Source organism: Paenibacillus sp. OSY-SE, from assembly GCF_000283315.1.
In the GTDB taxonomy this organism is placed as follows: Bacteria; Bacillota; Bacilli; order Paenibacillales; family Paenibacillaceae; genus Paenibacillus_B; species Paenibacillus_B profundus.
This window is the reverse complement of sequence record NZ_ALKF01000198.1, coordinates 127,912-141,345: the sequence shown is the minus strand read 5'-3', so window position 1 is coordinate 141,345 and position 13,434 is coordinate 127,912. Positions and strand designations below refer to the sequence as shown.

The 13,434-nt window shown below is 51.0% G+C and carries 11 protein-coding genes; 10 read left to right on the top strand and 1 reads right to left on the bottom strand.

Annotated features, from left to right (window positions below; genetic code table 11):
- Nucleotides 1-19: 19 nt before the first annotated feature.
- Nucleotides 20-532, top strand: coding sequence for an adenine phosphoribosyltransferase (locus A372_RS0124970; RefSeq protein WP_019423651.1), 513 nt, complete (start codon nucleotides 20-22; stop codon nucleotides 530-532).
- A gap of 84 nt (nucleotides 533-616) precedes the next feature.
- Here A372_RS0124970 and uraA read toward each other — a convergent pair whose 3' ends face one another.
- Nucleotides 617-1,879: a uracil permease gene (uraA, locus tag A372_RS0124965; protein WP_019423650.1), complete on the bottom strand. Its 1,263-nt coding sequence runs from the start codon at nucleotides 1,877-1,879 to the stop codon at nucleotides 617-619.
- Between the two features lie 303 nt (nucleotides 1,880-2,182).
- Between uraA and A372_RS0124960 the strand changes: the two genes are divergently transcribed.
- The 9 genes from A372_RS0124960 (at nucleotide 2,183) to A372_RS0124920 (ending at nucleotide 13,359) form a co-directional block, all read left to right on the top strand.
- Nucleotides 2,183-4,363, top strand: a complete 2,181-nt coding sequence (locus A372_RS0124960; RefSeq protein ID WP_019423649.1) for a RelA/SpoT family protein — start codon at nucleotides 2,183-2,185, stop codon at nucleotides 4,361-4,363.
- Nucleotides 4,364-4,403: 40 nt separating this feature from the next.
- Nucleotides 4,404-4,847, top strand: coding sequence for a D-aminoacyl-tRNA deacylase (gene dtd / locus A372_RS0124955; protein ID WP_019423648.1), 444 nt, complete (start codon nucleotides 4,404-4,406; stop codon nucleotides 4,845-4,847).
- Between the two features lie 164 nt (nucleotides 4,848-5,011).
- Nucleotides 5,012-5,155, top strand: coding sequence for a hypothetical protein (locus A372_RS38030; RefSeq protein WP_019423647.1), 144 nt, complete (start codon nucleotides 5,012-5,014; stop codon nucleotides 5,153-5,155).
- Between the two features lie 159 nt (nucleotides 5,156-5,314).
- Nucleotides 5,315-5,749 (top strand): flagellar basal body rod protein, encoded by a 435-nt coding sequence (locus A372_RS0124945; protein ID WP_157259700.1) that lies wholly within the window; start codon nucleotides 5,315-5,317, stop codon nucleotides 5,747-5,749.
- A gap of 134 nt (nucleotides 5,750-5,883) precedes the next feature.
- Nucleotides 5,884-7,446: a coproporphyrinogen III oxidase gene (locus A372_RS0124940; protein ID WP_019423645.1), complete on the top strand. Its 1,563-nt coding sequence runs from the start codon at nucleotides 5,884-5,886 to the stop codon at nucleotides 7,444-7,446.
- Between the two features lie 581 nt (nucleotides 7,447-8,027).
- Nucleotides 8,028-9,278 carry a histidine--tRNA ligase gene (gene hisS / locus A372_RS0124935; RefSeq protein WP_019423644.1) on the top strand — a complete coding sequence of 417 codons (1,251 nt, stop codon included), beginning with the start codon at nucleotides 8,028-8,030 and terminating at the stop codon, nucleotides 9,276-9,278.
- Nucleotides 9,279-9,383: 105 nt separating this feature from the next.
- On the top strand, nucleotides 9,384-11,168 hold the full coding sequence (gene aspS, locus A372_RS0124930; RefSeq protein ID WP_026011280.1) for an aspartate--tRNA ligase: 1,785 nt from the start codon (nucleotides 9,384-9,386) through the stop codon (nucleotides 11,166-11,168).
- 122 nt (nucleotides 11,169-11,290) lie between these two features.
- Nucleotides 11,291-12,037 carry a tRNA threonylcarbamoyladenosine dehydratase gene (locus tag A372_RS0124925; RefSeq protein ID WP_019423642.1) on the top strand — a complete coding sequence of 249 codons (747 nt, stop codon included), beginning with the start codon at nucleotides 11,291-11,293 and terminating at the stop codon, nucleotides 12,035-12,037.
- A gap of 5 nt (nucleotides 12,038-12,042) precedes the next feature.
- Nucleotides 12,043-13,359 carry a replication-associated recombination protein A gene (locus A372_RS0124920; RefSeq protein WP_019423641.1) on the top strand — a complete coding sequence of 439 codons (1,317 nt, stop codon included), beginning with the start codon at nucleotides 12,043-12,045 and terminating at the stop codon, nucleotides 13,357-13,359.
- Nucleotides 13,360-13,434: the final 75 nt, after the last annotated feature.

Below are 13,434 nucleotides of genomic sequence, written 5' to 3'. Positions count from 1 at the left end.
CAATTTAGGAGGAATTCGTATGGATTTTAAATCGTACATTCGTGTCATCCCTGACTTTCCACAACCGGGAATCAGCTTCAAGGACATTACAACGCTACTCAAGGACGGTCCAGCTTATCAAGCTTCGATCGCAGCGATGAAAGAATTGGTCAAGGATAAGCAAATCGATCTGGTTGCTGGTCCAGAAGCGCGCGGGTTCGTTGTAGGCGCGCCGCTCGCCTTGTCCATCGGAGCTGGCTTTGTGCCTATTCGCAAGAGCGGGAAGCTGCCAGGCGACACGATTGAAGCCGGATATAATCTGGAGTACGGCAACGACAAGCTGGCGATGCACAAAGATGCGATTCAACCGGGTCAGAAAGTGCTTATCGCCGATGATTTGCTTGCTACCGGCGGTACGATTTCCACTTCCATCGACTTGGTTCGCCAATTGGGCGGCGAAGTCGTAGGCGCATTGTTCTTGATCGAGCTTAGCTACTTGAACGGTCGGGACAAGCTGAAGGATATTGATGTGTTCACGCTTCTCACGTATTAATCCGACCTAAACAAAAATCCCCTTGGAACTGTGTTCCAAGGGGATTTTCTCTAAGTGAGTGTTCCAACAAGTTTTTAGCTGTCGCTATTCGTTAGACAGGCGAAGCTTGTCGATGATGATGAAGAACAAGTTCAGGAAGATAGCGAGCACGGTCGCAAGCGCCATTCCTTTCAATTCGACGGCACCGAGCTGCAGCTTCGCACCACTAATGCCAATGACGATAACAAGCGTCGTCAAGAGCAGGTTTTTAGGTTTGCTGAAGTCAACTTTGGAATCGACCAGCACACGCAGGCCTGAAGCTGCGATGACCCCGAACAGCAAGAGTGATACGCCGCCCATGACCGGAACCGGAATGTTGGCGATAAGCGCAGATACCTTGCCGAAGAACGACATCAGCACGGCAAATACGGCCGCTCCGCCGATAACCCACACCGAGTAGACACGCGTCAGCGCCATGACGCCAATGTTCTCTCCATACGTCGTATTTGGCGTGGAGCCAAGGAAGCCGGAAATAACGGTGGAAACCCCGTTGCCAAGCAAGGAGCGGTGCAATCCCGGATCCTTGGACAAGTCTCTGCCTACGATATTGCTTGTCACCATCAAGTGACCGATATGCTCGACGACGACGACGAGCGCGGCAGGTATGATGATGGCAATTGCCGTCAAATTCCACTCAGGGAACGTAAATGTCGGCGTTTTAAAGAAGGCGGCTTCTGCAACGAGGCTCATTTTAACTTCTCCCATAAAGTACGCGACGACATATCCAGTTATAATTCCAATGAGCACAGGAATGATTTTAAAGAAGCCGCGGAACATGACGTTCCCGATTATCGTTGTCCCGAGCGTGATCAGCGCGAGAGTGATAGCAGTCGAATCTAGCGGCGCATCCGGACTGGCCGGAATGAGTCCCGACATGCCAGCAGCGACCGGCACGAGTTCCAGACCGATAACGGCTACAATTGCGCCCATGGCTGCAGGAGGGAACAGAACATCCAGCCAGCGCGTGCCAACCCATTTGACGATTAACGCCACGAGAATGAAGATGATTCCGGATACGATAAATCCGCCGAGCGCCTGTGCGTAGTTCTCAGTCTTCCCGGCCAGTACGACGGTCACCGGGGAGATGAAGGCGAAGCTCGATCCCAGATAAGCGGGGATGAGACCGCGGCATAAGACGAGATAGAACAGGGTGCCAAGGCCGTTCATAAGCAGTACGATACCCGGATCGATGTGGAATAGGTTGGGTACGAGAACGGTTGAGCCGAACATGGCGAACAGATGTTGAATGCTAAGCAGCAGTCCCGGGGCGAGGCCCGGTTTCTCATGCACTTGAATTTCGCGTTGCAAGGCGAATGCACTCCTTTAATATGTAATTGTAATTGGCCGCACAATGAAGTTTCAGACCCAACTATATAATTTACATGTTGTTGGGGTTTCATTTCAACAACAAATTTTACGATATCGATAAAAAAGTGACATGTATATAAAAAAATACGTTTCTTTATCAAAGTTTGACAGCAACGGACATCGGACATTGACAAAGCAATTTCGAGGCCATTGACGGGAGACACCGAATAAAGGCATAATTATAGGATAATCTGTAGTCTAGGGGTACTGCCCCGGATGTAGAAAGGAATCGAAACGACTCCAATGGGCATCGAGCAATTATTAATGAAGGCTTCGACCTATATGAAAGACCCGGACCTGCAGCGTATTCGCGAAGCTTACGAATTTGCCGACAGAGCGCATTCCGGACAAGTTCGGAAGTCTGGTGAACCTTATATATTGCATCCACTGGCGGTCGCAGATATTGTTGTGAACATGCAGATGGATCCAACCTCCGCCGTGGCAGCGCTGTTGCACGATGTCGTTGAGGATACGTCTGTGTCGCTGGAGGAAGTGCATGCGAAGTTCGGGGAAACCTGTGCGATGCTTGTCGACGGTTTGACGAAGCTGGAACGCATTCAGTTCCGATCCAAAGAGGAACAGCAGAACGAGAACTATCGCAAAATGTTCATCGCCATGGCGAACGATATCCGAGTTATTGTCATCAAGCTGGCGGATCGGCTGCACAATATGCGCACGTTGAAGTATCAGTCAGAAGAAAGCCAGCGCCGTATCGCGTATGAGACATTGGAAATCTTCTGCCCGATCGCTCACCGACTCGGGATATCTGCGATCAAATGGGAAATGGAAGATATTGCGCTTCGTTACTTGAATCCGCAGCAGTATTACCGCATCGCGAATTTAATGCATAAGAAACGTGCCGAACGAGAGCAGTACATTTCCGACGTTATCGCTCGCATCAAAGAGAAGCTGGATGAGATGGGAATTACGGCTGATTTGTCCGGAAGGCCGAAGCATATTTATAGCGTTTATAAGAAAATGACGGCAAAAAATAAGCAGTTTAATGAAATTTATGATTTATTGGCGATTCGGATTATTGTCGATAACATTAAAGACTGTTACGCGACGCTTGGCATCATCCATACGCTGTGGAAGCCGATGCCTGGCCGCTTTAAGGACTATATTGCAATGCCGAAGGCAAATATGTACCAGTCGCTTCATACGACGGTCATCGGCCCGACAGGAGAGCCGACAGAGGTGCAGATTCGCACATGGGAAATGCATCGCACGGCAGAATACGGGATTGCCGCCCACTGGGCCTATAAAGAAGGAAATACTTCCACAGGGGGCAGCTTTGAAGAAAAGATGACGTTTTTGCGTGAAATCCTGGATTTACAGCAGGAGACGAAGGATGCGCAGGAATTTGTCGAATCGCTCAAGATGGATTTCTTCTCGGACTCGGTATTCGTCTTCACACCGAAGGGAGAGGTTATCGAGCTTCCGACTGGATCGGTGCCGCTTGATTTCGCCTACCGCATTCATACCGAGGTCGGGAACCGCACGATTGGCGCCAAGGTGAATGGTCGAATCGTGCCGCTTGATCATAAGCTAAAGACCGGAGATATCGTTGAAATTTTGACGTCGAAGCATTCGTACGGTCCAAGCTCGGACTGGGTCAAAATTGCTCAATCCTCGCATGCGCGCTCGAAAATTAAGCAATGGTTCAAAAAAGAGAAGCGTGAAGAAAATGTGCAAAAAGGGCGGGACATGATTGAGCGCGAGTTAAAACGACTCGGCTTAGAGCCGCCTGCTTGGATGTCCGATGACAAATTGCTTGAAGCAGCGAAGAAATTCTCGTTTAACGATATTGAGGATATGATGTCAGCCATCGGCTTCGGCGGCATTACGGCAGCGCAAATCTGTACGCGCTTGACGGAGAAGCTGCGCAAGGAAGCAGAGGAAGCGAGTCAGATTGAACTGACGCACGAAGTGAAGGAAGTCAAGAAAGAGTCGGAACGCAAATCCCGGCCGACCCATGGCGTCAGCGTCAGAGGCATCGATAATTTGCTTGTCCGCTTTGCACGTTGCTGCAATCCGGTGCCCGGCGATGATATTGTTGGGTATGTGACGCGTGGACGCGGAGTATCGGTACATCGTGCGGACTGCTTGAATATCCCTACGACAGCGGATGGGGAAGAAGCGGAACGAATCATTGACGTGGCCTGGGGCGAATCAGTCGAGGCGAATTATAGCGTCGATATCGAGATTACAGGGATGGATCGGCGCGGATTTCTAAATGAGGTGCTGCAGGCTGTATCAGAGAGCAAGACGAATATCGCCGCAGTATCTGGTCGGTCCGACCGCAACAAGCTGGCGATGATCCATATGACGATTCTCATTCGGAACACAGATCATCTCCAAGCTGTCGTCGAGAAGATTAAACGAGTGAAGGATGTATACACGGTGCAGCGAATTATGCAATAATTCGCTGCTTTTTTTCATAAGCAAATCAGGAGGAACAAAGATGAAAGTCGTTGTACAACGGTGCAAAGAAGCCCGCGTCACTGTGGGTGATGAAATGGTAGGTCAGATTGCAGAAGGACTTATGCTGCTCGTAGGCATAACGCATGAGGATACGGAACAGGATGTGAACTGGATGGCGGACAAGGTGGCCGGTCTGCGTATTTTTGAGGATGAAGCGGAGAAAATGAATTTCTCTGTTCAAGATGTGAACGGCGCCATTCTTTCCGTTTCCCAATTTACGTTATATGGGGACTGCCGCAAAGGGAGACGACCGAATTTCATGTCTGCGGCCAGACCGGATCAAGCGGAACGGTTCTACGAGCTATTTAACGAACGGCTGCGTTCTTTAGGCCTGACGGTAGAGACTGGCCGTTTCGGCGCGATGATGGATGTCAGCTTCACTAACTGGGGGCCAGTTACTCTTATTATCGACAGCCAAGGCTGAGCTTAATGATAAGGGAACGTGCCATGATTAATGAACAAAGGAACCGCCCATACTAATAGTGCGATATGAATTAAGTCTTGTTACTAAAAGTGTGTGTTCAAGCTGCCGGATGATCTTCGTGATCAAAAGGGACTTTTTGAACAACCTCTAAAAGGAGTTATATCGTGCGGCAGTCTTTACATCAATTGGCGATACAATACAGTTCATTAACATCGGCGCAATCGTTGAAGGAATCAGCTAAGCTTTTGCGTGACGAAGCAGAACATCAGGACGCGCTTCGCCGCAGCGGAGCACATATGAAACGTTAGCATAATGCCTATAATGACGCCCGGACGCTCTGTCTTACATGATGGAGGTTCGGGCGTCATTGTTTCACCCCGGCAATCGTCAGGGTATATGGAAAACAAGGAAGCTTCCAGTATGAAATGAAACGGGAAGTAAACAATAGGGAGAATGAGGTGATGCACATGAAACAGATTCAAGCTTACACACGTACAGAAAACGAAGCGGAATCCTTGCGCACCCAACTCGTTACTGTGGATGCGACGAATATTGAAGTAGGCGAGTTAGAGGCGTCAGTTGACGGGAAAGCGCTGCTGTTTGCCCCGATAGCGACCAATAACTTAAATGGCTCGACCTATACAGGCGGCGTGGGCAGCTTCGCCCCGGCTGGCATAATCTTTGCGCGTGACGATGACAACATTGCCGCATCTGCACCGCCGGCGGCGGATTCAATCGGCGAGGAAGCAGATTTCAGCCCTGCGCAGGTGTCGATATCCGAACCGACTGCGGCTCCGGACGATTTACGTTACGTGGTGGCGGCCAAGGTGGAACAATCGCGTTATGATGAAGCCGTGCGGCTTATACACGAAAATGGCGGGTACGTCGAGAAGTTGGACTGACGTCGAATACTTTATTTTCCGTCTAAAATATGCTAGGATATCGATAATGCGCTCATGGATATGAGCGCTTTTTTACGCACAGAAAAGGCGGCAATGCTTGCCTTTTTTGCTTGCTTGGGAGGAATCTTGGAACGATGCGCATTACATTAATCGCCAACGAAGCGGCGTTTGAACGCTCGCTTGTCCATATTGTCCAATTGTTTGTCGAACAGCCTGAAGTGACCTATCAGGTAAGCTTAGATCCCGACTCAGTGCCGTCGGACGGGGAGGATGCCGTCATCGGACTGATGCAATGCGGCCCTGAGAGATTGACGCCCGAAGCATTTCCGCGAATGGAAGCGGGACTGGTGCGGGTGAAGGCCACGTTGCGCCTGCTGGGCGAAGGTAAAACGCTGGAAGCCCTCAACGAACGCTCGTTTCCAGCGGATGTGACGTATGAGCAATATCGGAAGCAGGTGAAGAACGCGTTTGCCCATGCGCTGCTGCAGGTATTGACGGAATGGACCGGAATCGAACAGCCGTGGGGCATTCTGACCGGTATCCGTCCGACGAAGCTGATGCACGACGCCCGCCGCAAAGGACTGTCTCAGGATGAGGCGAAGCGTATGCTGAAAGAGGAATATTTGATTACGGACGATAAGATTGGCCTGATGGAACGCATCGTCGGCCGGCAATTGACAGCCCTGCCGGATTTGGATCGTTTGCAGGAGGAGATCAGCATTTATATCGGTATCCCCTTCTGTCCGACCAAATGCGCGTACTGCACGTTCCCGGCCTATGACATTAATGGGCGGCAAGGATCGGTGAATTCGTTCCTAGGAGGTCTTCATTACGAGATGCGGGAAACCGGACGTTTCTTGAAGGAACGCGGTATTCGCATTACGACGATTTATTACGGGGGCGGCACACCGACAAGCATTACGGCGGAAGAGATGGATATGCTCTACGAAGAAATGATGACGTCGTTCCCGGATGTGGACCGCGTGCGTGAGATTACGGTGGAAGCAGGGCGGCCCGATACGATTACGCCGGACAAATTGGCTGTGCTGAACAAGTGGAACATCGACCGGATCAGCATCAATCCGCAGTCTTACATCCAGGAGACGCTCGATATTATCGGCCGACATCACAGCGTAGAAGAAACGGTGGAAAAATATAAGCTGGCTCGGGAGATGGGCATGAGCAACATCAATATGGACCTCATCATCGGCCTGCCGGGAGAAGGAGTTCCTGAGTTCGAGCATACGCTTGCGAAGACGAAGGAGCTGATGCCGGAATCGGTTACCGTCCATACGTTATCGTTCAAGCGGGCGTCGGAGATGACCAAGCACCGGGGCGAAGAGAAATTTAAGGTGGCCGATCGTGCAGAAATTGGCCGTATGATGGAATTGGCTGGGGATTGGACCAGAGAGCACGGCTACGTGCCTTATTATTTATACCGCCAGAAAAATATATTGGGCAACTTGGAAAACGTAGGTTATTGTTTGCCGGGAGCGGAAAGCTTGTATAACATCTTGATTATTGAAGAGATCCAAACGATACTCGGACTCGGCTGCGGGGCGAGCTCGAAGTGGGTGCATCCGAAGACGGGCGCTATAAGCCGCTTTGCCAATCCAAAGGAGCCGAAGGTATATAATGATAACTATGTGGAAGTGACTCGCAAAAAAATCGAGATGATGGCAGAGTTGTTCCAGTAATCAAAAATAAAACGCTTTATTATTTGTAATCGTTTTGTAATGTTTGTTTCATCTTCCTTTAACATTGACAGCCTATAATAACAGACATGACCCCCTTTTAAAAATATATCTTTTGATAAACCTACATTCGATGTAGGTTTTTTTCTTGACTTTAGCGTGCTGCATCCTTACAATGTTCTTTATATTCCGACAATCGCAATTTGATTTGGATGACCTCATAAATAACGATTTGATGACGGGAACAAGTAGTTTACCCCCACATATACAGAGATAGGTTCCTTGGCTGGAAGAACCTTATATGATGGACGAATGAATGACATCCCCGAGAACCAACGGCGAAACAGACAGCATGTCTTGCGGCAGACTGTCCATTACATGAAGTAGCCGTTCGGCGTGATACGGACGTTACACGTAAATGAAGCGCAGTCAGACGGAGCTTTACATTCGCTTGAGAATGAACCGTCTGTTTTGCGGAATGTGGGTGGCACCACGGGTGAATGGAACACAACCATCTCTCGTCCCTTTGCAAATTGATTTTTGCGGGGCGGGAGATTTTTTTATTTATATAGGAGGTTGAAACTATGGCTTATCAGAAACCGACGGGCACGCAGGATTTGCTGCCGGGCACGGTTGAGACGTGGCAGACGATCGAGCGGAAAGCGCGCGACTTGTGTCAACGTTTTAACTACAAAGAAATTCGAACGCCGGTTTTCGAGCAGACTGAACTGTTTGTGCGCGGTGTCGGTGAGACGACCGATATTGTGGAAAAAGAAATGTATACATTCAAGGACAAAGGCGATCGCAGCATGACGCTTCGCCCTGAAAATACAGCGGGTGTCGTTCGCTCCTACGTAGAGAACAAGCTCTATGGCGAACCAGATGTTACGAAGCTGTATTATATGGGGCCGATGTTCCGCTATGAACGCCCGCAGGCAGGCCGTTACCGCCAGTTCCACCAATTCGGGGTGGAAGCATTCGGTTCCGTTGCTCCGAGTCTGGATGCGGAAATTATCGCACTTGGATATCAATTCATGAAGGATGTTGGATTAAGCGGTGTGCGTGTGGAGATTAACTCGATCGGCAATGCGCCGAGCCGGGCGGCTTATCGCCAGCACCTGCTTGATTTCTTGACACCGATGAAAGAGACGCTGTGCAAAGATTGCCAATCCCGAATGGACCGCAATCCGCTTCGCGTGCTGGACTGCAAGGTGGATCAGGAGAAATTCAAGGAAGCGCCATCCATCCTCGACAGCTTGGACGAAGAATGTGCGACACACTTTGCCAAGGTGAAAGAATATTTAACGGCGATGGGCGTTGATTATGAAGTGAATCACCGCCTTGTGCGAGGCCTCGATTATTATACGCACACGGCGTTCGAATATAAGGCGCAGGGCATCGGTGCCATTGACACGGTTGGCGGCGGCGGACGATACAACGGTCTTGTCGCCGATATCGGCGGGCCGGACCAGCCTGGCATTGGCTTCGGAATCGGAATGGAACGGATTGCGCTCTTGCTTGAGAAGCAAGGCGTCGTATGCAACGATGCTCCTCCGCTAGATATCTATCTGGTCGGCCTCGGCGAACAGGCAGAAGATGAGGTAACGAAGCTTCTGTATGACCTTCGCAAGGCAGGCATTGCGGCGGAGAAGGATTATCAGAGCCGCAAGATGAAGGCGCAGATGAAATCGGCAGACCGGATGCAGGCACGCTATGCCGGAATTCTCGGTGATGACGAGCTCTCCCGCGGTGAAATCGCCGTGAAAGAACTGGCTACCGGAGAGCAGCGTTTCGTCAAGCTGAGTGAACTGGCTGAAGTATTAAAGCAAGGCTAATACGATCAACGACAGATACAATACTTTGCAGCTACCGTCATTCTAGTAACGAACTTCTACATGGCGCAGCCATAACATTATATAGTGAGGAGCGTGCATCACATGATGTACAAGACGCATCATTGCGGAAAAATTACAAAAGCTCAAATTGGAGAAACAGTTACTTTAAACGGTTGGGTGCAGCGCCGACGTGACTTGGGCGGCGTATTATTCATCGACCTGCGCGATCGCAGCGGGATAGTGCAAATCGTCTTTAACCCAGAATTCTCCCATGATGCGCATGACATTGCGGACCGTGCGCGCAATGAATACGTGCTGGCCGTTCGCGGACAAGTGGTCCTGCGTGACGATGAAACGGTTAATCCGAACATGCCTACCGGTGAGGTAGAAGTTCGCGTAACCGAGATCGAAATTTTGAACGGTGCGAAGAACCCGCCGTTCTTTATCGAAGACGGCATCGAAATCGATGAATCGCTTCGCTTGAAGTATCGTTATTTGGACCTGCGCCGTCCAGAAATGCAGAAGACGCTGGCGCTTCGTTCAAAAGCGACGAAGGTGTTCCGTGACTTCTTGGATGAGAATGAGTTCGTAGAGGTTGAGACGCCAATCTTGACGAAGAGCACGCCGGAAGGCGCACGTGATTATCTTGTGCCAAGCCGGGTGCATCCGGGTGAATTCTTCGCCTTGCCGCAATCGCCGCAGCTGTTCAAGCAACTGTTGATGGTGTCCGGTATGGAGCGCTATTATCAAATCGCGCGCTGCTTCCGCGACGAGGATCTGCGTGCGGATCGTCAGCCTGAATTCACTCAGGTCGACATCGAGACGTCTTTCGTCTCTCAAGACCAATTGCACGATATGATGGAGCAACTGATGGTTCGTCTGTTCAAGACGACTATCGGTGTGGACATCCCGACTCCGTTCCAACGCATTACGTATCAAGATGCGATGGAGAAATACGGCTCTGACAAGCCGGACCTTCGTTTCGGTCTCGAGCTTGTTGATGTATGCGACATCGTGGCCAACAGCGGCGTTAAAGTGTTCGGTTCCGTCATTGAGAAGGGCGGCGTCGTGAAGGTCCTGAACGCGAAAGGTTGCGGCACGTGGAGCCGCAAAGATATCGATGACCTCGCACCGTATGCAGCGCGGTACGGAGCAAAAGGGTTGGCTTGGATCCAAGTGAAGGACGGCGAATTCCGCGGACCGATCGTAAAGTTCATGAGTGAGGAGGAAATTGCCGCGCTTCGTGAACGGACCGTCGCTGAAGAAGGGGACTTGCTGCTCTTCTCTGCGGACAACCGCAAGGTCGTATATGACGTGCTTGGCAACCTGCGTCTTCTGATTGGACGCAGACTGAACCTAATCGACGACAGTGTGTATAAATTCGCTTGGGTTGTTGATTTCCCGCTTCTCGGCTATGATGAGGAAGCGAAGCGTTATGTAGCGGAACACCATCCGTTCACCCGTCCGAAGGATGAGGATGTGGAACTGTTCGACACGGATCCGGGACAAATTCGCGCTGAAGCGTATGACCTTGTCCTGAACGGATACGAAGTCGGCGGCGGATCGATGCGGATTTACAAGCGTGAAGTGCAGGAAAAAATGTTCAACGCGTTGGGACACTCCCCAGAGGAAGCGCAAGAGAAATTCGGCTTCCTATTGAACGCGTTCGAGTACGGCACGCCTCCGCACGGCGGGATTGCCTTCGGACTTGACCGGCTCATCATGCTGCTTGCGGGCCGCAACAACTTGCGTGAAACGATCGCGTTTCCGAAGACAGCTAGCGCGGTGGATCTCATGATGGATGCGCCGAATGAAGTGGATTTAGGCCAATTGGAATTGCTGCAAATTAAATCGACATATAAGAAGAAAGAAAAGAAAGAAGAGCAATAAGCCACACAGCTGTTTGACGGCAGCTTGATATGACGCCCCCCGCCCGATTCCTATTGCTGGATCCGGCGGCAAGGGGCGTTCCGACTATGTGCGGCTTATGCGGCAGGAGGAGTAAATAGACGATGTTACATCAATTTTCGCGTACTGAATTAGCGATTGGCCCGGAAGGACTGGAGAAGCTGAAGAATAGCACGGTCGCCGTGCTCGGCATTGGAGGCGTAGGTTCGATTGCCGCAGAAGCGCTGGCCAGAACCGGCGTCGGCCGCATTATTCTAATCGACAAGGATGTTGTCGACATTACGAACCTGAACCGCCAAATTCATGCGCTCACGACGACAGTAGGGCAGAAGAAGGCGGAACTGATGCAAGAGCGGATTAAGCTTATCAATCCGGACTGTGATGCGATTGCGTTAAATATGTTCTATACGGATGAAACGTGCGAGGAACTGTTCAAATACGAACTGGACTATGTCGTCGACGCCTCGGACACAATTTCATATAAGATTCACCTCATTAAAGAATGCTTGCGGCGTAAGCTCCCGATCATATCCTGTATGGGCGCCGCGAACAAGATGGACCCGACGCGATTCCAGGTGGCTGACATCTCGAAGACGTCGGTCGATCCGATCGCACGCGTCGTCCGCCAGAAGCTGCGGAAAGAAGGCATTAAGAAAGGCGTGAAGGTCGTCTTCTCGACGGAGGAGCCAATGAAGCCGCGCAGCGATGTAACGGAGAAAATTGTACCGGAAACGGCGCCTGACATCCGCAAGGCGAAGCAGCCTCCGGCAAGCAATTCCTTCGTTCCACCGGTTGCCGGACTTATTATGGTAAGTGCCGTCGTGCGTGACCTCCTCAAAACGATAGAATAACGGTGATGAACATGGATTTATTCTCGTATCAGGAAGACCGGGAACCGGGCATGCGGCTGTTAGCCGATCGCTTGCGCCCACGGACGCTCGAACAATATATCGGACAGGAGCATATCGTTGGCCCGGGACGGTTGCTTCGCAGAGCTATTGAGGCGGATCGTGTCTCGTCTATCATCCTGTATGGTCCGCCAGGCTGTGGAAAAACGACGCTCGCCAACATTATTTCCGAGCAGACGCAGGGCGAGTTCGTCCGCTTGAATGCGGTAGACGCTTCGGTCAAAGACGTGCGTGCGGTTATCGAGCAAGCGGAAACGAATAAACATATGTACAATACAAAGACGATCTTGTTCCTGGATGAAGTGCATCGCTTCAATCGCTCTCAGCAGGATGCGCTGCTGCCGGCAGTGGAGAAGGGCACAATTATTTTTATCGGAGCGACGACAGAGAATCCGTTCCATCATGTCAACGGCGCGTTGATGAGCCGTTCGACACTGTTCCAGCTGAAGCCGCTCACGAAGGAGCATTCGCTAATCGCGATGAAGCGGGCGCTCTCAGATAAGGAACAGGGGTTAGGGTTCATGCCGATTGAGGCTGATCCGGAGGCGCTTGAACATATCGCCTCCATGGCTAACGGGGATATTCGGCGGGCATTGAATGCGCTGGAGCTCGCCGCTATGACGACGACGCCCGAAGCGGACGGTACAGTCCATATTACGGTTCCGGTGGCGGAAGAATCGGTTCGTCGTCCGACCGTGCAAGCGGATGAGTCGGTACAGTATGACGTGCTGTCCGCCTTTCATAAGAGCATACGCGGGTCGAGCGATGCCGCATTATTTTGGTTCTTTTACGCCGTAGAGAAGCTCGGAATGGACCCTATGACGTTCATCCGCCGCTTGACGGTAGCGTGCAGCGAGGATATCGGACTGGCCAATCCCCAAGCGATGGTGCAGGCGGTAAGCGCCCTTGAGGCTTACCATCGAATTGGATGGCCGGAATCGAAGTATATTATTTCCCAAGCGATTTTGTTTGCGGTGGAAAGTCCGAAATCGAACTCCATTCCGCTTGCCATTGCTCGTGTCATGCAGGCATTTGATGATATCAAATCCGCGGACGTGCCCCTGCATCTACGGGACACGCATTATAAAGGAGCGGATAAGCTCGGTCATAAAGGATATCAATATCCACACGAATATCCGGGGCATTATGTGGAGCAGCAGTATTTGCCCGATTCGATTAAAAATCGCGTGTTTTTCATGGCAAGCGAACAGGGGACGGAAGCAAAAATGCGCATCAATCAGGAACGCCGCCGCAATCCGAACTGATGGTCAAGCGGATGCGGGGCAATCAGCTTGCTTGCAGCAGCGATAGGTTACGGAGTGACTGGTTTCGTTAGCTGA